Genomic DNA, 20,028 nt, shown 5'->3' with positions numbered 1-20,028 from the left:
ACGTCCTAGTGGCGGGCGAATAGATAACATAGTATAAACAGTGCCTTGACTAGGGCTTATCTTAATAATTTCACGGGTAAAGCAGCAGTATCATGATTTTGCGTAGCGTAAAATGGCTTTTTATTATTATTGCCGTTATTGTCCTCCTGCTTATCGCGGGTGCAACAGCGGTTGCCATTATGGCGGTTCAAAAGACGCCGCTGGTGGCATCAACTGCAACGACGCAACTTGATGGCGCTGACAGTGTGAACGAATTATTAGGTCAGCTTCAGCGGGCGTTTTCGCGGCGCGAGGAAGGCCATCAGGTAACGCTAACTGAAACTCAGGTCGAGAGTTTAGTAGGCGTTCTACAGCGTGCGTTGCCTGACTTTAAAGGTGTGGTAAATATTAGCCCTATTGGAGGGACTATTAACCTAACCTACGCCATTCAGGATACGGGCTATTTTGTGAATGCCTCGGCGCTCGTACTGCCGGGCAACAGTTTGCGTATTGAACAGGTAAAAATCGGCGATTTGACAATACCGGGTCGCTATTTACTTCGCTTCCTTGAACGTACCGTTAATTCTTATACTGATTCGGAAATCGCTACAATCGCGTTATCGCGTGTTGAACGGGTTACTATGAAAAGCGGTGAGCTTACCTTAGATGTGGGGCGATTAGATGCTCTTTTGACCGAGTTAAACATAGTGGCATCGAATATGTCAGTTGACGAGGAAAGCGAACTTCAGCGCTTGTCCGCCTACTATTTGCGCTATCTTTCTGGAAGAGAAATTGCGCTCTCAACCGAACCTGTCTCTCTTATTGAATATTTACGTGAGGGAATGGCGAGAGCGCGAGAGCAAAGTGAAACACCTCAAGATGCGGTACTACACAACAAAGCGGTTATTTTAGCGCTTGCTGTTTACGTAGGGCATCACCGCGTTGGAACCTTGGTGGGAGATATACAGCCCAACGCTGACAAAGCGTTAAAGCCGCGCAGAGGCGCAGTACTTCACAACCGTAATGACCTAGCCCGACATTTTATTATTTCAGCGGCGTTAGAACTTCTGTCTGAAGAAGGTATGTCTTTGGCTATTGGGGAGTTCAAAGAGCTTATGGACCGCGGCAATGGCGGGTCAGGTTATAGTTTTGTTGATTTGGCAGCAGATATGTCAGGTAATGAGTTTGCGCAGGTGGCAACCGAGATTAGCACCGCTGTCGATGTGCAAAATGCGATGGCGCGCATTCAAAGCGAATTAGAAATAATTCCTGCTATTGAGGGGTTACCAGAAGGGTTGAGTAAGCAAGCTTTCATAGAACAGTATGAAAGGGTAGACAGCATTGTTTATCTTAAAGAGGTAGAAGAAATAAAGCGCAGAATTAGTTTGCTGCCCCTTTATAAACGATAAATTATCTATGCGGATTGGTATTGAATGATGAATCTTTAAAAGAAAGCCCGCTGTTAAAGCGGGCTTTCTTTATTTTGATGCGCTATGTTTAGTTCTTTGAAAGCGACTGTTGAAATTGAGCGATAGTCACCAGAGCTAGCTCTATTTTTTTCACGAGTGGCGCTAATGCCTGTTTAGCTTCATCGTCATTGAGTTCTTTGATCGATTGCCAGTCATTCGCAATTTCTTGTACATAAGGGCCAAAGCGTTTTGCTGACGTTGAAAAACCACTGTCTTCAGCAAAAACTGCCGCAAACTTGCCTTTTCGATCGCGCTGCAAATTATCTAAAACTTGGTCAGCATCAACGGCTTTGCGATGTAGCGTCTGAAGTGTTTCTTGAAGTTGTTGATGGACCGCTTGCATCTCTTGGCTTTGTTGCATGGTTACGCCTTTTGTTTCTCTGTGTCGTAAGTGTACATCTTGAAGTACGTTAACTGTAGCTGAACGCTACCCATGACCTTAGTTAAAGCCATGATAATGCCTTACGGTAAAAAATGGTTAAAGTTTAAACTTTTAAGGTCGATAACCTAAAAAGTGTTGGTGTATTTGAAGTGGTAGTTAATGAAGCCAGTTAAGGTTTACAAACGCCACTGATTGCTAAATACCCAACATGCCGTAAGGGTGGGCAATTTTGCCCATTTTTTTACTTTGCTACAAGCAACAAAGGAAAATGGTATGGATCTACAAGGTACTAGTGCCTCTGGAGCGTCCGGTGCGTCACTTGAGTTGGCCTCTCTTAAGTTGGCAAAAAGCCAGCAAGAGCAAGAGGGTAAAGCGTCGCTTCAGCTGCTGGAATCAGCCGCTGACGTACCAAAAGCGTCATCTTCAAACCCCGCGTTAGGCGCCAACATCGATACCTACGCGTAAGTTACGGATGCAAATGTAAGTCGATAGGCGTTTTGCCGGGTTGACCGCCAATTTCTCTTACCAGTTTTGGCACTAAGAAACCCGGCAGACGCTTTATCGCTTCTTCTATAATATTGCGGCCATCGTCATCGCTTACATAGAAGTGACTCGCGCCTTGCACCTTGTCGAGCACGTGAAGGTAATATGGCAACACGCCAGCATCAAAAAGCGTTTCGCTTAAATCACTAATCGCGTCGCCAGAGTCGTTGACCCCTTTCAATAAAACAGATTGATTAAGTAACGTTACCCCGTTTTTCCGCAGTGTATTCAAGCCCTTTTTGAGTGAGTCTGACATTTCATTGGCATGGTTTGCATGCAGCACTAACACTTTTTGCAGCGGTAGCGCGGTAAACCATTTAATGAATTCCTCGCTAATTCTTTCTGGTAGCACTACAGGTAAACGGCTGTGAATACGCAAGCGCTTTATGTGGTTGATTGTTGCTATTTCGTTGGCTAGCCATGCTAAGTGCTCATCTTTTGCCATAAGCGGATCGCCACCAGAAAAGATTACTTCGTTGATATTACTGTTGCTGCGAAGGTAATCGAGAACTTCAACCCATTGGTGTTTACTTACTGCGTTGTCGGCGTAAGGAAAGTGACGACGGAAACAGTAACGGCAGTTCACAGCGCATCCAGTTCGAACCATTAACAACACGCGAGAATCATACTTGTGCAGAATACCTTTGCCCGCAGTGTCATGCTCTTCTAGCGGATCTTCGCTGTAGCCCGGCGAGGTTAGAAACTCGTCGCTTAGCGGCATCACTTGCAAAAAAAGCGGGTCATTAGGGTTTCCCTTTTCCATAAGGTCTGCGAAATGCCGTGGAACACGCATAGGAAAAAGTCGGCGAGCTTTGATGTGCTGGGCATATTTTTCTGGGTCTAAACCTAAGTGTAGCAACAGCTTTACTGGGTCAGTAAAGCTAAGGGCTAATTCTTTTTGCCAGTTATGCTCTACAGAAATCGCTTTTTTAGGTATTATTTGTTCCACGAAACTTTTTGTACCTTATGTTTAGACAGAGGAATTATGGCTAATTACAGCACTAACGAGTTCAAAGGCGGCCTGAAAATCATGCTGGACGGCGAACCTTGCAACATTCTAGAAAACGAATACGTAAAGCCGGGTAAGGGCCAAGCGTTTAACCGCGTTAAAATTCGCAAGCTTATTTCAGGTAAAGTTTTAGAAAAAACTTTCCGCTCAGGTGAATCGGTAGAAGGCGCTGACGTAATGGATACGGAACTTGCCTACCTATACACCGACGGCGAATTCTACCACTTTATGAACAACGATACATTCGAACAAATCGCTGCGGATGAAAAAGCGGTAGGCGAGAATAAAAAGTGGTTAGTAGAAAACGATGTTTGCACAATCACACTGTGGAATGGTTCACCTATCACAGTAACGCCACCAAACTTTGTTGAGCTAGAAATCACCGAAACTGATCCTGGTCTAAAAGGCGACACAGCAGGTACTGGCGGTAAGCCCGCAACGCTTAGCACTGGTGCTGTTGTACGTGTTCCTCTTTTCGTTCAAACAGGCGAAGTTATCCGTGTAGATACGCGCTCTGGCGAATATGTGTCTCGCGCACAAAAATAATAGCGAAAACTGAAGCGCACATCGCGCATTCTGTTTACGTATGAAAGCCGGTGCCTTTGTGTACCGGCTTTTTGTTTCAGCTCTACAACTTAGGTTTGAACGTATGAAATCTTGGCAGCCTACTACCACTCATGAGGCGCGTGTGGCGCGTGCAGAATTACTCAGAAACATCCGTGAGTTTTTTTACGCAAGAAACGTGTTAGAGGTAGACACGCCTTTACTTTCAAACGGCACGGTTACCGATGAGCATCTTGATGCATTTGATACTGAGTTTAACTTTGCCCAATCGGGCGAGCCCACTCGGTTATATCTTCAAACTTCGCCTGAATATGCCATGAAGCGACTACTTTGCGCTCATAGCGGCTCTATTTATCAAATATGTAAAGCATTTCGTCACGAAGGCGAGGGCCGCTGGCACAATCCAGAGTTCACTATGTTGGAGTGGTACCGCTTAGGCTTCGATCATTTTGCATTAATGGACGAGGTTGATGCCTTATTGCAAGAAACGCTAGCGACATCTCCAGCCGATAAGATGACTTATCAGCAAGCCTTTCAAACCTATTTGAATATTGACCCTCTAAGTGCTGATGACAACGTGTTGCTAAAGGCAATGGAACAGCAGAATATAGATATTCATGCACCGCAAAGCCTCAGCGATGACAGTAAATTGCAGCTGTTATTCAGTTATGCAATCGAGCCTAAAATAGGTATCGATAAGCCATGTTTTATCTATAATTTTCCGGCTTCTCAAGCGGCACTTGCCAAGTTAAGCGCTACAGATGAACGGGTTGCCGAACGCTTTGAAGTGTATTTCCGAGGCGCTGAACTCGCCAATGGTTTTAATGAATTGAGCGCTGCGAGCGAGCAACGTCAGCGCTTTGAAACGGATAACGAGAAGCGCAGAGCTGCTAACCTTCCTGTTAAACCTATCGATGAAAATTTTCTGAGCGCGCTAGATGCGGGGTTGCCGTCATGTGCGGGTGTGGCACTGGGTATCGACAGATTACTTATGCTCAAAACGAATGCAAAGCATATTCAAGAGGTAATTAACTTTACGGTAAGCAGAGCGTAGGGCCTTTTCGGGGGAACAGAAGAGCGAGAAGCAGGACTTTGCGCTCGCATTGTTAAGAAACATTAAATTGCGTTAGATAAAGGTGAAGTTACGGTATTCTGCGGTTGACATGCGCCAAGCAATGCTGAAAAATGTTATAACATCACTAGATAATGTTATAACATCCTCAGAGGAATACCCATGAAAATGCGTTCGCTGCTAAGTTTGTCCATAGCAGGGCTGTTAAGTGCGCCTGTGTATGCCACCACGGTAACAGGAAAGGTCACAGACACGGCAGGTCAGCCAGTCGCAGGGGCCGAAGTTAAAATAGAAGGTAGTCGCCGTGTAGCATACACTGACGAAAACGGTGTTTACCGCTTTGACGACGTAAAACAGCCACATATTCATCTACATGTTTACTCTTCCAACTATATCCACGGTGACAACGACTTAGGTGACGTAACCGCCGATCAAAACGTCGACTTCGTTTTAGAACCTTCATCGGTCGAAAATATTGTGGTTACCGCTAACGCACTTCAATCGTCGGTACTTGAATCGGTTACGCCAGTTACAGTCATTGGTGCTGAGAAATTACGTAAAATTGAAGCGCCAACGCTAGGTGAAACGCTTAAAAATGCCCCGGGGGTTCACAGTACCTATTTTGGCCCTGTTTCAAGCAGTCCTGTTATTCGCGGTAACGATGGCCCGCGTGTAAAAATTGTTCAAAATGGCTTGGATGTTTCTGACGTATCTCGTGTTGGACCCGACCATAATGTAGCCACCACACTGTCAAGTGCCACTCAGGTGGAAATTTTGCGCGGCCCAGCGACGCTCCAATATGGCAGTGGGGCAATTGGCGGTGTAGTCAACGTGGTTGATAAGCGTATTCCTCAGTATCAGGTTGAAGGCGTTGAGGGCGAGGCTGAAACTAGCTACAGCACAGTAAACAATGGTTCTTACACCCGCGCCGATGTGACGGGTGGCAGTGGTAATATCGTTTGGCATGTAGATGGTTTTTATCGCGATACAGATAATGCAGATATTCCAGGTTTTGCGTCTATTGACCCTGATGAAGATGAGCCAAACGGTGTATTAGAGAGCAGCGCCATGGAGACAAGCAACATTGTTGCTGGTTTATCTTATGTGGCTGACGAGGGTTACTTCGGTTTCGCGGTTGAGCAATTAGACAATGAATATGGTGTGCCTGGTCATAGCCATGCCCACGGTGAAGAAGAACACGACGAGCATGATGAAGATCTTGAAGGTGAAGAACACGATCATGAAGGACACGATCATGAAGAGCACGGTGAAGAAGGCGTGTTGCTTGATTTGGATATGACTCGTTATCAAGCAGCAGGTGAGTGGCACTCTCCTGTACGTGGCCTAACAAACCTCAAATTTGCTGCTGCCTACACTGACTATGAACATGCGGAAATTGAAGACGGCGAGCCTGGTACCGTATTTACAAACGAATCGAGCGATATCCGCCTATCTGCTTATCACGAAGAAGTGAATGGTTGGCACGGGGTGTTCGGGCTACAGTTTAACCATAGCGATTACAATGCAGTGGGTGAAGAAGCCTTCACGCCAGCCAATACGACGTCTAGTTATGCGCTTTACATCGTGGAGCAGAAGAAAGTAGGTGACGTAACTTTTGAACTTGGTGGTCGACTAGAGCGCACCACGTTGGACGCTGACGCCAGTGAAGTGGAACTTGACGTATTGCATGAAGAGCATGAAGGCGAGGAACACGAGGGCGAAGAACACGATGAAGAGCATGATGAAGAGCATGAAGGTGAAGAGCATGAAGAGCACGCTGTTGCTTTCAACTTCCCAGACTATGACTTTACCAGCCTGTCACTTTCAGCTGGCGCAAACTGGGAATACCAGAAAGGCCACTCAATTGCCGTTACCTTGTCACGTAGCGAGCGAGCACCTAGTCAGCAGGAACTGTTCTCAGCGGGTCAGCACTTAGCAACCCAAAGCTACGAAGTGGGCTTGGTGTTTGATATGGACGAAGAAGGCCACATTGAAGATAACCTCAAGGATGTAAAAGAAGAAGTAAGCACTAACCTAGACATTACTTTTCGTAAATTTACCGGAAGCTGGGGCTACAGTGCGTCTTTCTTCTACAATCAGGCTGATGACTATATTTTCCAAACAAGTACGGGGCTGATTGCACTTAGTGAGCACGAAGAACACGGCGAGCATGAGGAAGAAGAGCTAGAAGGCGAACTTGAAGAGCACGGACATGACGAGCACGGCGATGAAGAAGGCTTGCCAATCTATTACTTTCAGCAGGCTGACGCAGACATATGGGGCTTCGAAGCAGAAACTTACGTAGACCTGACTGACACGCTGCGCTTAACCGTTTTTGGTGACTATATTCGCGCGGAAGTAGAAGATGATAATCTTCCACGCACGCCACCTATGCGCTTTGGTAGTGAACTCAGCTATGTAAATGATGGCCTTAGCGCCGATGTGGGCTTTACGTGGTATGACGATCAAACTGAAGTGGCGTCATTCGAGACAGCTACAGACGGCTACACGTTGGTCAATGCCAGTGTGCAGTATGAGTTTGGTACTCAAGGTATCGATTGGGTCGTATTTGCCCGAGGTGAAAACCTTACTGACGAAGAGGCCCGCGTTCATACATCTTTCTTGAAAGACCAAGCGCCGCTTCCAGGTAGAAACTTCACTATGGGTGTAAGAGCGTTGTTTTAACCAAACAGCTTCATTGCGAGAAAATTAAGGCGATGTATTGAGGAGACTCGGTGCATCGCCTTTCTCGTTTTAGACCAACAAAAAATGCACTGATTGTTTATTTTTCCTGTAAAACTAAACCTAGATAAAAGCGGATTGGTATTATGAACATCTGAAACTGACTACTGAATAGAGGTGACAATGATTGAATTGGCGAGTTGGCTAAATACTCAAAGCGAGAAACACATGGTGTTAGGTTATGGAAGCTTGCTAAGTAAAGACAGTCGAGAGCGCTACTCGAACATTTTCACAAAAGGGATCCCTGTAACGGTTTCAGGTTTTGAACGGGCGTGGGTAACGCGTAGTCTTCAAGAAAAACAGACTTACGTTGGCGCATTGGCCAACTCGCACAGCAAATTAAATGCCCAGCTCATACCTACCCTTATTAACCCTGCCTTACAGGAGCGAGAAAAAGATTATCGGTTTGTTGAGGTAAGTCCAAGCGCGCTTAATTTTCACCTTCATGAAGCTGATGAGTCTTCGTTGATAGACGATGTGCTTTCTCAATTCACCTTCTGGATTTGTGAAACCTTAGCGTGTGAACCAGCAAGTGAAGAATTTCCCGTTCACCAGACGTACGTTGACACCTGCTTGGCCGGCTGTTTAGAACACGGTGGCATTAAAGAAGTTGAGCGTTTTGTAACTCATACCTCGTTGTGGGAGCACCCAAGGGTAAATGACAGGGCAAAACCTAATTATCCGCGGGCGGCAAAAGTGAATAATGAAGCTATCAATCGCATAGACAATATTTTAGCAAAGGGCTAGTGTTTATAAATAACGAAAGCGCTCATGCGAAAGGTTCATTGTGAATACAAATAGCTCTATTTTTACAAGGAATGGTATTACTTTGCGGCCCCTTACTTTCGACGATAAGCAGTGGGTACTTGCGCTTCAGCAGGACCCGTTATGGCTTAAATATATTGGAAGTAAAAATGTCAATACACTAGACAATGCGTGTGACTATATCGGCAGAACAAATGCGCAAAGAGAAGAGTGGGGGTATGGCCTGCTTGCCGTTGAGGCGACAGACACTAAACAGCCTTTGGGCGTTTGTGGGCTATTCAATCGTTTTGCGTTTGAGTGCCCTGATTTAGGCTTTGCTATGCTGCCAGAGGCAAGAGGTCGTGGCATATGTTATGCGGCATGTCAGTGCGTTATAGCCTGGTCCGCGTCTGAAGGGTATCGGTTTTTGACTGCGATGACGCACCCAGAAAATATGGCATCGCAAAACCTTTTACGTCGCCTTGGGTTTAAAAAGCTGGGATTTTACTTCGATAAAACCTTCCCAAAGCAGCATTTGTTTAAGCTGGATTTACAGCCATAAAGAAACGTCTTCTATGGCTGTTTTTTTCAAAAGTTCTTACCGTAATTTTGTCCTAGTATTACAACGGCGGAAGCACGGTCATTTTTTTAATAATGATTGGCTCAATCGGAACGTTATTCGCGTTTAAGCGGATTGAGTATTCGGTTTCTACTTCCGACATGGCATCAACAATATCTTCACCTTCCACAATCACGCCAAACACAGCGTAGCCCCAATCTCTGCCCGGGTTTAAGCTACTGTTGTCATTTACGTTAAAGAAAAACTGACGATTTGCCGTATGCGGGTCGCTCTGTCTCGCCATTGCTATGGTGTGTAGGTCGTTGGTCAAACCGTTACCAGACTCATTAAAGATATCGGGAAAATTTGATTTGCCATTGAAGTCGGCCGTATAACCGCCACCTTGCACCACAAAGCCCGGCACAATGCGATGAAAAATGGTGTCTTCATAAGCACGCTTATCTACATAGCGAAGGAAGTTATTTACCGTAATGGGCGCACGTCTTCTGTCCAGTTCAACCACGATATCACCCATGGTAGTTTCTATCTTTACCCGTGGATAATAGTTATCTGGCTGAACCTGAGAACCATCGTCTTTCTTGGCCATGACCGACGAACTGCTGCCAATCAGCATAACAGCGGTTAGCAGTGGTAAAAGTATTTTTCTCATAAAAATGCCTTTAAATGTAATCCTTAATTCGCGTATTTCTTTTTCGCACCTAGCGTTTCGCAGTGCCTAAGATAACGAACTTTTTATCGCTCGCAAGTACCTTGGCACCACCGAACAATTTTTTAAGTTTAATGTGATAGTCCAGGTGCCGGTTACCCACCACAACAAGATGCCCACTTTTTATAAGCAAGTCTCGTGAATCGGTGAACATCTGCCATGCAATATGATCGGTAATGGCGTTTTGTTGATGAAACGGTGGGTTACACAATATTTTGGTAACAGCAGGTTTGTATTCACGCTGCAGAAGGGTTTCTAAACAGTTACTTGCCACAAATTCGCACTGGTCGATCTTATCTGGAAAGTTATTGAGCACATTTAGTCTTGCGCTCTCTAACGCCATATAAGACTCATCCACAAATATAACCTTGGCATCCGGCGCAAGAGACAATGCATTAACGCCCAATACGCCATTACCACAACCTAAATCTACCACCACGTCATTAGCACTTACCGTCATGTGCTCTAGCATAATGCGCGCCCCAATATCTAATGACTGACGTGCAAATGTGTTGGCTAGGTTATCTATGGTTAGCGTTATACCTGTTGTGCTTTTACACTGCCAGCGGGTGGGATAAGGCGAGTCAGCCTGCTTTAAAGATGGTCGGGGCGAAGCGAAAATTAGCCGCGATTTCTTTTTTGCAAGAGAAGTGGTTGTGGGGCCAATATATCGCTCAAAAAGATTGAGCACAGATTTTGTGATGGCTTTTACTTTGCCCGTCGCGATGATCTGAGTGTCAGGTGTAATATATTTCTGTAAGTCAATAAGCTGCTGTTCTAGCAGCGCAAGTGCACGTGGAACTTTTACTACAATAATTTGGGGAGCTTTTGCTGGAGTAAACGTTGAACTTTCAACACTGGTAAGCGTTTGCACCGGAGCCGTTTTTAGCGCATTTAATTTATCAGTATCTGATGTGTCTAATAATTGGTTAGCTTTTAGGTTCTCGTGTAAAGAACGCAATGATATGTAAGAGTCAGATATCCAGTAAGGCGCTAAGTGTGAGAACCAACAACCTAATGCTCCAAAATCATCGTTGAAGATCATCATTGAGCCATCACTTTCACCGGTACCGATTTGAAAGGCTCCTTCACTCAATAACGATTCAATGTGCTCAATAATGAGTTCATCGGCACTATCCCAAGCCTGAAGGCTTATATGTTGGTGCTTTTCAGGGTAGCGAATAAGCGAGAATTGTCGGTCGGCAAAAATAAATTCTGTATTCATTAGCGTCTGTATTTTAGGAAAGGCTCACGACATTCACTAGAGCGAATGTGCATTTGATGGATTGTAAGTGTGTATCTTATCATACCCTCGGCAGCACTCTAGCCAATAACTGCTGCTGTTTTACTGAAGCATGACTGAATGAAAGACATTTCCTGAATCAGCGAAAGAGTGGGAGGTTAAAAAATCAATCCACTTACACGGTGCTTGCGTATTCAGCAGCATAAAGTTAAGCATAGATAACACTGGTTTTCATTATTAAGTTAAGACTGAGCACCAAGGGAAGCGAAAAACGTACGCATGCAATACTCTCTATTCGAGGCACCCCGAAACGAAGCGTCGCCCTATAAACTGCCATTATCCGAGGCTGACGTTAGGTACTTTCCCAGTGCATTGTCGCAAGATGACGCAGATAGCTTCTTTGCCTTGTTAAAAAATGAACTTCCTTGGCAACAGGACACGATTAAGTTGTTTGGAAAGTCGGTAAAAATTCCGCGCTTACAAAGCTGGCATGGCGACCCAGAGTGCACCTATACCTACTCTAATTTAACCATGGCGCCAAACCCATGGACGAAGAGTCTTTCGTCAATAAAAGCAAAGTGCGAGGCACTGTGTGCACAAAGTTACGGCACACGCTTTAACAGTGTTCTTGCTAACTGGTATCGAGATGGTAAAGACAGCATGAGCTTTCATTCTGATGACGAGCCTGAGTTAGGCATGAACCCTGTAATTGCTTCGGTGACGTTAGGTGAAGCAAGACCGTTTGTCTTTAAACATAAAGAAACAAAAGAAAAGTATACGCAAGTACTTGAGCACGGCAGCGTATTGATTATGGCAGGAGCAACACAAAGTCATTATGTACATGGTATTGCGAAGACGGCTAAGCCTATCGGTGGTAGAATTAACCTTACATTTCGACATCTTATTCAAAGAGCAAGGTAAGCCAAAATGCAAGTAAAAACGTTTCTTGAATCAACTATTGAAACAGCACTTAGCCCGAGTTATCTAGAAGTGGTTGATGAAAGTTTTATGCATAATGTGCCCGATGGGGCGCAAAGCCACTTTAAAGTGACAGTGGTGAGTGATGCCTTTGAAGGAAAACGACTGATTGCCCGGCACAGAGAAATCAACGGCCTTGCTGCTGAGGCGCTACAAGGGCCGGTACATGCGTTAGCACTTCATACATATACACCCGCCGAGTGGGAAGCGCGTGGCGGACAGTCTCTAACTTCCCCTGATTGCCTCGGTGGGAGCAAATACAACAAATAACGCTTTTCATCGTAACGATTGGAAGTGGAACAGAATGAGTGAAATGGAAAGCAGCGATATGAAAAATAGCGGTACGTTTGCCCCCTACGTCGATTTTATTAAGACCCCAGCAATTCAAGTGTTGTTGCTGGGCACGGGTTTTTTGCTTGTTATGCTCTTTGTTTACATGGGTGTGCTAACGTCTTTTGACAACAGCGTATTTGAAGCGCTTAGTACCCTTGGTAGCGTGGAAGGCTGGCGGGGCGATGTGCTTAGAGATGCCACAGCGCTAGGCAGCAATACTGTGCTTGTTTTCGTGGTGACATCAGTGGCTGGCGCCTTGGGCATGGCGGGAGAGAAAAAAAAGGCGTTAACGTTTGTTATTGCTGTAGCAGCGGGAATTGCGATGACATTTTTACTTAAAGCGGGTATTGATAGGCCGCGTCCATCGCTTACCATGCAGCATGTTGATGTGTACACGCAAAGCTTTCCGTCAGCGCACGCTACGCTATCTACGCTGGTATACTTTTATGTGGCGAATTTACTCACGCAATTATCGCAAAGTACGAAAGTGCGAGTATGGATTTATGTTGCTACCGCTTTCCTGGTGTTTTGTATTGGGCTGAGCCGCGTTTTACTCGGTGTGCATTGGCCGAGTGATATTGTCGCAGGCTGGTTTGCCGGTGGAAGCATGGCGGCGTTTTGCTTTTATGTTATTAAGTGGAAACGCAAACTGCGTATAAAACGTGAAGCCTAAACAAGATGAGTTGTGTAAACGACCCGGTGAGATAATCAAGCGCGATCCCTTTAAAGTGCAATGCCTTCGCGCCTTACGTTCCCTTGAAGTACCACAAGGGTATATTGGGGCAGGGTTTGTTCGAAATGCCATTTGGGATGAACTGCATCAAAAGGTTTCGCCTACTCCACTCAATGATATCGATGTCGTTTACTTTTGCGATAAAGTTGCTATGCCGAACAGTAGCGCTGAATATAAAAGCACAAAAGAATCACTTTCCCAATCAGATTTTTACCATGAAGCGCTATATGCAATTAAGTCGCAGGAGCAATTGTTTCAACATGAACTTTCCCGCCTCGTACCACACGCTAACTGGCAGGTAAAAAACCAAGCGCGTATGCATCTGGCACATAATCACTCTGCTTATCGAAGTTGTCATGACGCCATTTCATATTGGATAGAGCAGGAAACCTGCGTAGCGGTTCGCCTCTTAGCGAATGATGATGTAGACATAATCGCCCCCTTCGGCTTAGAAGCAAACTTTGCTGGAACGATAAGTATTAATCCCAAATATCCAAGACCTGATGTTTTTGAACAGCGAGTAAGGTCTAAAAATTGGCTTAAGACTTGGCCTTTGTTGAAGGTAGTTAAAAAACACATGCGAAATTGTAAAGGTCTACTTCAACGAAATGAATAAGCGAAAGCCACGACTTTTCCTTTATAATCTTTATATTAGTAAGGCTGCAGCCTGTTGATTTATGGCATATTATGAGCGTTAGTAAACGTTTTGTTTAATATCTGAACGTGGCTATTTCGCTTAAGTTATTAGGGTTTTGTATATGGCTAGAATGAACTATCACCACCTTTACTATTTCTGGCGTGTAGCAAATACCGGGAACCTCACTCAGGTGGCAAACGAGATTCATTTGTCTCAGTCTGCAATTTCAGCGCAACTTAAACAATTCCAAGAGAATTTAGGTGTATCCTTACTGAAAAGAGAGGGGCGAAAGTTAATACTTACCTCTCAAGGGAAGCAGGTTTTAGAGTATGCGGATGAAATATTTTCAAAGGGAGAAGAACTAGAAAATCTGATAAATAAAGGCATTCCCTCACAGTCCAGCCATGTGGCTATTGGTGTTCTTTCTAACTTATCGAGAAACTTTGTAGAAAGCTTTACGCTGCCATTAATAAACGACAAATTTACCACTTTCTCGTTGCAGACGGCTGGCTTAAGTAATCTTCTTGACGGTTTATCTAGCTTTCGCTTTGATATTATTCTTACTAACCACAATATAGAACTAGGTCAACAAAAAGGCATTTGGCACAGTGAATTGGTCTCTCGACAAGCTATTGAAATAATTGGACCGGCAAAACCCCGAAAAGCAAGAAAATTTCCTCAGAGCTATGCTGATGCCTCGTGGGTCCTTCCTTCGCAAAACAGTGAAATACGCTCGGCCTTTAGTATTGCTTGTGCTCGAGCACAATATACGCCCAACGTAAAAGCTGAAACTAACGATATGGCAATGCTGAGGCTTCTCGCGAGAGATAGTGGCGCTTATTCTGTAATGCCCTCTGTGGTTGTTCGAGATGAAGTTGCCAATGGCCTTCTTTATGTTCAGCAGAGTTTACCAGATGCATACGAGCATTTTTACGCTGTAACACTCGCTAAAAAGAAAATAACGCCCCAAGTTCAAAAGCTCATTGATAACGCCAAAAGCGACATCACGGTTATGACGTAACAGATAGAACCGCTATCTAGCCACGACTCGGCCTATTCGATTGTTTATCGCTAACCACAAATTATCGCTAGGCGTCTCCTCTAAATATATACAGCGTAAATTCTGCATATCGAGTTGATAAAGAGACGAGTAAAAATGCGCACTGTACTTAGCGGGATCTTTAGGTAGTCGCAATACATTGCAGTTTTTACTTTTTACATTTACTGAATCAGCCGTGTGGGAAATCACCCCTTCATCAGCACGAAGCTGCATTTTGGACAACGCCTCTGTTGAAAGTAATTGCACAGGCGTGTTCGGCTGGTAGTGTTGTTTGGCGCTACCGGGCACGGTCACACCTAAGTTGTCGGCATACTTAACAGGCTCGCTTAGCGCTTGCTCTATCATCAAATCATCGATAGGTCCGGGGCGAACAATAGTGGGAATGGGTGTTGTAATATCTAAAATAGTCGATTCGATACCAACATCGGATTGACCACCATCTACAACGGCAGCAATGCGTCCGTCTAGTGATCTCAAAACATGCTCTGCACAGGTGGGGCTAATGAATTTATATTTGTTAGCAGAGGGGGCTGCCAAGCCTTTTTTCGTAGCCCGGATTAGCGACATAAAGTTTTCACTTGCAGGAACTCGAAGCACAATAGTGTCGTGGCCGCCCGTCACTTTATCTGATACCCAATGCTGCTTTTTCAATAACAAAGACAAGGGGCCAGGCCAAAAAACGTCTGCTAACGTGTACGCAATATCCGGTATGTCTTTGGCCCAATGTGACATGTCATCAACGCTTTCAATATGCACTATCAACGGGTTATCAGCAGGTCTACCTTTTGCTTCAAATACTCTTCCAATTGCATCTTCGTTCGTTGCGTCGGCTGCTAGCCCGTAGACAGTTTCGGTTTTTAAAGCAACGCATTCACCTAGCCTTATAAGCGCCGCAGCAGTAGCAACGTCTTTTGGAAAGCGCAGTACTGAAGTTTTGTAATTCATAAAGTTCTCAGTAGTTTTTTCTGAGTGCATCATGCAATGTCTTTAAATTTAATCAAAATGGATTATTTAAATAAAAATGATATATATTTTAGAACTATAAAATTAACAAACTACATTAAAGCTATGAGTTTAAATGATTTTCTCTGCGAATTACTGTTAACAATTAAAATAAATAGAATGAAATAGGTTTAATTATATATTTTTTATAATTTCTTGGGCGTGCTCTACTTCAAGGCAGAAAAAGGAGGATTGCATGTCGTCTCAAACGAGTTCATTTTTACTAATTTTACTACCGCTATTTTGGACTGTCATGTCATGGTTCAGCGGCTCTAAGAACACAGTGTTTTCAAAGCTACATATTGAGCGAGTGGCGATTTGGGGCACTATAGCACTATTTTCGCTCTCTCTTCTGGTGGGGGTATTTTCACCAGCCTCACCCAGCCTCGATAGTATGATAGTGACACTCTCGCCAGTGAAATCCGCAGTTATCTTAACAGTAGTTATCATTGGTGTGATTTTAATGCGATTCTCAAGAAACTATTTTGTGGGCGAAGCATGTTATCCTCGATTCTTAAAATGGATGCAGCTAACCTTGGCATCAGTTGTGGTAACGATATTAGCTAATCACTTTGTGATCTTTTGGTTAGGTTGGCTCTCGGTTAGTCTTTCCCTGCACAGGTTGTTACTTCTTTATCCGGAAAGGTCGCGAGCAGTTGTGGCGGCTCACAAGAAGTTCATACTAGCCAGAGCATCAGAGTTATTGATGGCTGGAGCGTTTATTCTTTTATATAGCGCGTTTGACACGCTATATATCAACGACATTTTTACACTTATAAGTAATGCCTCTGCCGGTGAAACAAACGGCGTTGTCGCTTTAACTCTCAGTGCGCAGCAATCCTCTTACTCACTATTTGCAGCATGCCTTATTTCGTTAGCCGCACTAATTAAGTGTGCCCAATTACCTGCACATGGGTGGCTAATTAACATTGTTGAAGCACCAACACCTGTCAGCGCATTACTTCACGCAGGCGTTATTAATTTAGGGGGATACCTCTTATTAGCCTTCGCACCGCTTATTTCACTTTATTCTGAAGCCCAGTGGATATTGGGAATTGGAGCAGGCCTAAGCGTATTTTTCAGCGCATTAGCAATGACTACCCGTGTGACGGTTAAGGTTCGCCTTGCGTGGTCAACGTCGTCACAAATGGGACTAATGCTTATAGAATGTGCTCTTGGACTTTATGCGCTAGCGTTAATTCACCTCGTTGCCCACTCGTTTTATAAGGCATACGCGTTTTTAAACTCAGGTTCAGCGGTTTATGAAGCACTTGAGCATGATATCAGTGCACAGCGAACGCCTACATTTGCAGATTGGTTAAACGCGCTGTTCGTTACCTCGCTGATAGTACTAGCAAGTTTCTCACTCACCGAATATCAAGGCCCTGCAAGCCCGTGGGTTCTCGTTACCTTAGCGTTTACTGCTTACATTGCCATGCGAACCGCAACGTCGGATCAGACTCAGCTCTATATCCTAGTGGGTGTTTCAATTGGCTTGGTTACTCTCTACAGCTACGTTAAAGCCTTCGTTGCGGAAACGATTCTTTATCGCTATCCGCAGCCAGCTGACATGTTCTCACCCGTTGATATATGGGTGGTGAGCATTATTGCAGCACTTTTTATTATTCATTTAGCCATGCTTTCCTACGGGCACAAAAAAACAGTGCAACAGTTCAAGCAATTGCTTTTCGGGGGGCTTTACCTTGATGAATGGTTTACCAAGATCACACTTAAAATTGCCCCAGTCACACTTAGGCAAAACACAGGAAAGCGTCAGAAATCAGCGTCAATTACACAGATAGGGAGCAAATAATGGCAATCGTATCTCTTAATACGTCGAGTCTTGATGAAAAGCGTATCCAGCGAGCGGCAGCAGAAGCCTGTGGCAGTGTCGCGCCTAATTTTCCGCTCGATAAGCTGATTGCGGTAAACCCCTTTTGGAAGCTTATCGACAAGCCTTTTCAAGATGTATCGGCAAGGGTTCATGCACTCACTGGTATTACTGCATTGATGCCCGCATCTTACTGGCTTGACCTTTATAAAGAAGGTGCTATTTCAGATAAAGCCATAGAGCATAGTTTGGCGCAATATGATGTTGGTATAAACAAAGATATCTTTATGGCGTCAATGGAAAATGAACGTTCTTCTGTGACCTTACCTTTGCTTACGAAACACTTCGACGCTTATCGCAGCAATAATGAAATGACATGGGAAGAAGAATGTATATTTCAGATAAGTCAGTTTTGTGCTGCCTATTTTCAGCACGAATCACCGTTAGTGCAAATTGAGGGAAATACTCCTGCAAATACCCTTTATAAAAGCTGGTTGAACGGCCTTAAACACGATAGTGGTATTAGCGTTTTAATGAATACGAAGAGCCTGAAAAAGATATTTAGCTCTTTGCCGAGTGACGTTGATACGCTGTTAAAAGAAGCAGTAGATGAGCTAAATATTGCTTCACAACACGCTAAAGATTATTTTTATGCGCTGATTATGAACCTAAATGGTTGGTCCTCTTATATCGCATATAGAACGTGGCTTAAGGAGTGCAATGAACTGCAAGGTTTATTAGCTATCCGTTTAGCGTGGGAGCTCATTGTTTATCGCTATTATCGTGAATTTGATAAGGATAAAGCACAACAGGTTCATGTTCGTTTTGGCTATCTCATTAGACAGTTATCTTCACGCATAGCGCGGCAAAAAGAGGCGGAGCGGGGGCTCTGGGTGATGATGTATGCCTATGAATATGAGCAACAACAGCGTCTTCAATCTAAGCTAACTTCTGCGTCACCAGCAAAGCAGCTTGCTCCCGACACGCAAGCAATATTTTGTATCGATGTACGCTCAGAGGTAATACGTCGAACGCTAGAATTAAAAAGCCCCACAATAAAAACTATGGGCTTTGCAGGTTTTTTCGGAATGCCCATTTCTTATGCACCAAAGCACACTGATGCCGAAAGACCCCAGTTACCCGGGCTTCTCTCACCGCAGCTTAGGGTGAATGAGAAGAATGTGGTTGCCCATAGAGCTGAGATGACGCAACACCGAGCGATGTGGCATAAATGGAGTAAATCGCCTCTTGGCAGTTTTTCTATGGTTGAGTCAGCAGGCTGGTGGTACGCCTTCAAATTGCTGAAGAATACCTTGCTTCCATCAAGCAAAGAAAACCCTATTAACGCCCTAAGTCACCATTGCGAATGGGAAATTAGTAATAAAGAAGGCCCCATTGGCCTTGAGGATAAAGTTGCTCTAGCGGCCGGTGCGCTAAAAATGATGGGAATATCTACATTCGCACCAACGGTTTTACTGGTTGGTCATGGGAGTAAATCAAGAAATAATTTGCATGCGGCTGGCCTTGACTGTGGCGCGTGCGGAGGTCAATCCGGCGAAGTAAATGTTAGGGTACTTGCTCAGTTGCTCAACGACAGCGACGTGCGTAAATCGCTTGTAGCAATGGGCTATAAAATTGCTGGCAATACACGATTTATTCCCGCTTTACACAATACTACAACCGACGATATCGAGTGTTTCGATAGCCCTGTTCCCGAGAAAGTTAAAAACTTACTTATTGACGCAAAGCACCAAGCGCAAAAGGAACGCGCGAAGCACTACAGTAAAAATCTGCCGTTTGAGTCTGATAAAAAGCGTAATCAACGCTTTCAACACCGAGCGAGTGATTGGTCACAGGTTCAGCCCGAATGGGGGCTTGCTGGGAATTCCTCGTTTATTATTGGACCAAGAGGCAGGACCCGTGGCGTTGATCTTGAAGGGAAAACCTTCCTTCATGACTATGCGTGGCAAACAGATCGAGACTCATCGATATTGGAAACTTTAATGACGGCGCCCATGATTGTGACGAATTGGATTAATAGCCAATACAACGCGTCTGTAGCAGACAATAACAAGCTGGGCAGCGGCAATAAGGTCCTGCATAACGCACTTCACAATAATATTGGGGTTTTCGAAGGTAACTCCGGTGACTTGCGTATTGGTTTGTCAAAACAATCGCTCTACAACGGTCAACGATGGGTACATCAGCCTGAACGTCTAAGCGTTTACATTGTGGCCCCGAATACAAAAATTTATGACATTGTTCAAAAGCACAAAATGCTGCAGGACCTTATCAATAACGACTATCTATATCTGTTTAGTTGGGAACACCCTGCTGTCATAGAGCGCTTATATAAAGGGAAATGGTACAAGTCGCACGGCCTGAGTATGTAGAAAGTATTGTGTGTAGGAGTAGTGACAA

At 44.5% G+C, this 20,028-nt stretch carries 19 protein-coding genes; 14 read left to right on the top strand and 5 right to left on the bottom strand.

The features are described from left to right. The first annotated feature begins 92 nt into the window (after window positions 1–92). Window positions 93–1,388 (top strand): YfiM family lipoprotein, encoded by a 1,296-nt coding sequence (locus C6Y39_RS08255; protein ID WP_105930789.1) that lies wholly within the window; start codon window positions 93–95, stop codon window positions 1,386–1,388. Between the two features lie 88 nt (window positions 1,389–1,476). Here the strand turns inward: C6Y39_RS08255 and C6Y39_RS08250 are convergent, their stop codons facing one another. Further along, complete coding sequence (locus C6Y39_RS08250; protein ID WP_105930788.1) at window positions 1,477–1,809, bottom strand: hypothetical protein; 333 nt, start codon at window positions 1,807–1,809, stop codon at window positions 1,477–1,479. A gap of 294 nt (window positions 1,810–2,103) precedes the next feature. On the opposite strand from C6Y39_RS08250, the gene C6Y39_RS08245 reads away from it, so the two are divergent. Then, entirely contained in the window at window positions 2,104–2,295 is a 192-nt protein-coding gene (locus C6Y39_RS08245; RefSeq protein WP_105930787.1) for a hypothetical protein, read from the top strand. Between the two features lies 1 nt (window position 2,296). On the opposite strand, the gene epmB is transcribed toward C6Y39_RS08245, so the two are convergent. Beyond that, window positions 2,297–3,322 (bottom strand): EF-P beta-lysylation protein EpmB, encoded by a 1,026-nt coding sequence (gene epmB, locus C6Y39_RS08240; protein WP_105930786.1) that lies wholly within the window; start codon window positions 3,320–3,322, stop codon window positions 2,297–2,299. 36 nt (window positions 3,323–3,358) lie between these two features. Here epmB and efp point away from each other — a divergent pair, with 36 nt between their 5' ends. The 5 genes from efp (at window position 3,359) to C6Y39_RS08215 (ending at window position 9,066) form a co-directional block, all read left to right on the top strand. Then, window positions 3,359–3,928 carry an elongation factor P gene (gene efp, locus C6Y39_RS08235; RefSeq protein WP_014975647.1) on the top strand — a complete coding sequence of 190 codons (570 nt, stop codon included), beginning with the start codon at window positions 3,359–3,361 and terminating at the stop codon, window positions 3,926–3,928. A gap of 103 nt (window positions 3,929–4,031) precedes the next feature. Then, window positions 4,032–5,000, top strand: a complete 969-nt coding sequence (gene epmA / locus C6Y39_RS08230; protein WP_105930861.1) for an elongation factor P--(R)-beta-lysine ligase — start codon at window positions 4,032–4,034, stop codon at window positions 4,998–5,000. Between the two features lie 180 nt (window positions 5,001–5,180). Further along, window positions 5,181–7,703 (top strand): TonB-dependent receptor, encoded by a 2,523-nt coding sequence (locus C6Y39_RS08225; RefSeq protein ID WP_105930785.1) that lies wholly within the window; start codon window positions 5,181–5,183, stop codon window positions 7,701–7,703. Between the two features lie 180 nt (window positions 7,704–7,883). Beyond that, a complete protein-coding gene (locus C6Y39_RS08220; RefSeq protein ID WP_105930784.1) occupies window positions 7,884–8,507 on the top strand; it encodes a gamma-glutamylcyclotransferase in 624 nt (207 codons plus the stop codon). Between the two features lie 40 nt (window positions 8,508–8,547). Next, the gene (locus C6Y39_RS08215; protein ID WP_105930783.1) at window positions 8,548–9,066 is read left to right on the top strand and encodes a GNAT family N-acetyltransferase; all 519 of its coding nucleotides are present in this window, start codon (window positions 8,548–8,550) and stop codon (window positions 9,064–9,066) included. A 58-nt stretch (window positions 9,067–9,124) separates the two neighbouring features. Here C6Y39_RS08215 and C6Y39_RS08210 read toward each other — a convergent pair whose 3' ends face one another. Together C6Y39_RS08210 and C6Y39_RS08205 are read right to left on the bottom strand one after the other, a co-directional pair. After that, window positions 9,125–9,733, bottom strand: coding sequence for a peptidylprolyl isomerase (locus C6Y39_RS08210; protein WP_105930782.1), 609 nt, complete (start codon window positions 9,731–9,733; stop codon window positions 9,125–9,127). 49 nt (window positions 9,734–9,782) lie between these two features. Continuing rightward, window positions 9,783–11,015, bottom strand: a complete 1,233-nt coding sequence (locus tag C6Y39_RS08205; RefSeq protein ID WP_105930781.1) for a methyltransferase — start codon at window positions 11,013–11,015, stop codon at window positions 9,783–9,785. 297 nt (window positions 11,016–11,312) lie between these two features. Between C6Y39_RS08205 and C6Y39_RS08200 the strand changes: the two genes are divergently transcribed. The 5 genes from C6Y39_RS08200 (at window position 11,313) to C6Y39_RS08180 (ending at window position 14,735) form a co-directional block, all read left to right on the top strand. Beyond that, window positions 11,313–11,954 (top strand): alpha-ketoglutarate-dependent dioxygenase AlkB family protein, encoded by a 642-nt coding sequence (locus C6Y39_RS08200; RefSeq protein WP_105930780.1) that lies wholly within the window; start codon window positions 11,313–11,315, stop codon window positions 11,952–11,954. Between the two features lie 6 nt (window positions 11,955–11,960). Beyond that, on the top strand, window positions 11,961–12,281 hold the full coding sequence (locus C6Y39_RS08195; RefSeq protein ID WP_105930779.1) for a BolA family protein: 321 nt from the start codon (window positions 11,961–11,963) through the stop codon (window positions 12,279–12,281). A 34-nt stretch (window positions 12,282–12,315) separates the two neighbouring features. Then, the gene (locus C6Y39_RS08190; protein ID WP_240618842.1) at window positions 12,316–13,017 is read left to right on the top strand and encodes a phosphatase PAP2 family protein; all 702 of its coding nucleotides are present in this window, start codon (window positions 12,316–12,318) and stop codon (window positions 13,015–13,017) included. Beyond that, on the top strand, window positions 13,007–13,693 hold the full coding sequence (locus tag C6Y39_RS08185; RefSeq protein WP_240618841.1) for a nucleotidyltransferase family protein: 687 nt from the start codon (window positions 13,007–13,009) through the stop codon (window positions 13,691–13,693). Before C6Y39_RS08190 ends, C6Y39_RS08185 begins: the two co-directional genes overlap by 11 nt. Window positions 13,694–13,835: 142 nt before the next feature. Next, window positions 13,836–14,735 (top strand): LysR family transcriptional regulator, encoded by a 900-nt coding sequence (locus C6Y39_RS08180; RefSeq protein ID WP_105930777.1) that lies wholly within the window; start codon window positions 13,836–13,838, stop codon window positions 14,733–14,735. A gap of 12 nt (window positions 14,736–14,747) precedes the next feature. Here C6Y39_RS08180 and C6Y39_RS08175 read toward each other — a convergent pair whose 3' ends face one another. Beyond that, window positions 14,748–15,719 (bottom strand): L-threonylcarbamoyladenylate synthase, encoded by a 972-nt coding sequence (locus tag C6Y39_RS08175; RefSeq protein WP_167390636.1) that lies wholly within the window; start codon window positions 15,717–15,719, stop codon window positions 14,748–14,750. Window positions 15,720–15,972: 253 nt separating this feature from the next. Between C6Y39_RS08175 and C6Y39_RS08170 the strand changes: the two genes are divergently transcribed. Further along, the gene (locus C6Y39_RS08170) at window positions 15,973–17,589 is read left to right on the top strand and encodes an NADH-quinone oxidoreductase subunit L (RefSeq protein WP_105930775.1); all 1,617 of its coding nucleotides are present in this window, start codon (window positions 15,973–15,975) and stop codon (window positions 17,587–17,589) included. Continuing rightward, a complete protein-coding gene (locus C6Y39_RS08165) occupies window positions 17,589–20,000 on the top strand; it encodes a DUF2309 domain-containing protein (protein ID WP_105930774.1) in 2,412 nt (803 codons plus the stop codon). Before C6Y39_RS08170 ends, C6Y39_RS08165 begins: the two co-directional genes overlap by 1 nt. Window positions 20,001–20,028: the final 28 nt, after the last annotated feature.

This window comes from Alteromonas gracilis, from assembly GCF_002993325.1.
Taxonomy (GTDB): Bacteria; Pseudomonadota; Gammaproteobacteria; order Enterobacterales; family Alteromonadaceae; genus Alteromonas; species Alteromonas gracilis.
This window is presented reverse-complemented; position numbering and strand designations above follow the sequence as displayed.

What these genes read in the sequence shown, in the direction of transcription:
- C6Y39_RS08255 (WP_105930789.1), top strand. Translation starts at nt 93, where the DNA reads ATGATTTTGCGTAGCGTAAAATGGCTTTTTATTATTATTGCCGTTATT.
- C6Y39_RS08250 (WP_105930788.1), bottom strand. Translation starts at nt 1,809, where the DNA reads ATGCAACAAAGCCAAGAGATGCAAGCGGTCCATCAACAACTTCAAGAA.
- C6Y39_RS08245 (WP_105930787.1), top strand. Translation starts at nt 2,104, where the DNA reads ATGGATCTACAAGGTACTAGTGCCTCTGGAGCGTCCGGTGCGTCACTT.
- efp (WP_014975647.1), top strand. Translation starts at nt 3,359, where the DNA reads ATGGCTAATTACAGCACTAACGAGTTCAAAGGCGGCCTGAAAATCATG.
- epmA (WP_105930861.1), top strand. Translation starts at nt 4,032, where the DNA reads ATGAAATCTTGGCAGCCTACTACCACTCATGAGGCGCGTGTGGCGCGT.
- C6Y39_RS08225 (WP_105930785.1), top strand. Translation starts at nt 5,181, where the DNA reads ATGAAAATGCGTTCGCTGCTAAGTTTGTCCATAGCAGGGCTGTTAAGT.
- C6Y39_RS08220 (WP_105930784.1), top strand. Translation starts at nt 7,884, where the DNA reads ATGATTGAATTGGCGAGTTGGCTAAATACTCAAAGCGAGAAACACATG.
- C6Y39_RS08210 (WP_105930782.1), bottom strand. Translation starts at nt 9,733, where the DNA reads ATGAGAAAAATACTTTTACCACTGCTAACCGCTGTTATGCTGATTGGC.
- C6Y39_RS08205 (WP_105930781.1), bottom strand. Translation starts at nt 11,015, where the DNA reads ATGAATACAGAATTTATTTTTGCCGACCGACAATTCTCGCTTATTCGC.
- C6Y39_RS08200 (WP_105930780.1), top strand. Translation starts at nt 11,313, where the DNA reads ATGCAATACTCTCTATTCGAGGCACCCCGAAACGAAGCGTCGCCCTAT.
- C6Y39_RS08195 (WP_105930779.1), top strand. Translation starts at nt 11,961, where the DNA reads ATGCAAGTAAAAACGTTTCTTGAATCAACTATTGAAACAGCACTTAGC.
- C6Y39_RS08190 (WP_240618842.1), top strand. Translation starts at nt 12,316, where the DNA reads ATGAGTGAAATGGAAAGCAGCGATATGAAAAATAGCGGTACGTTTGCC.
- C6Y39_RS08180 (WP_105930777.1), top strand. Translation starts at nt 13,836, where the DNA reads ATGGCTAGAATGAACTATCACCACCTTTACTATTTCTGGCGTGTAGCA.
- C6Y39_RS08175 (WP_167390636.1), bottom strand. Translation starts at nt 15,719, where the DNA reads ATGAATTACAAAACTTCAGTACTGCGCTTTCCAAAAGACGTTGCTACT.
- C6Y39_RS08170 (WP_105930775.1), top strand. Translation starts at nt 15,973, where the DNA reads ATGTCGTCTCAAACGAGTTCATTTTTACTAATTTTACTACCGCTATTT.
- C6Y39_RS08165 (WP_105930774.1), top strand. Translation starts at nt 17,589, where the DNA reads ATGGCAATCGTATCTCTTAATACGTCGAGTCTTGATGAAAAGCGTATC.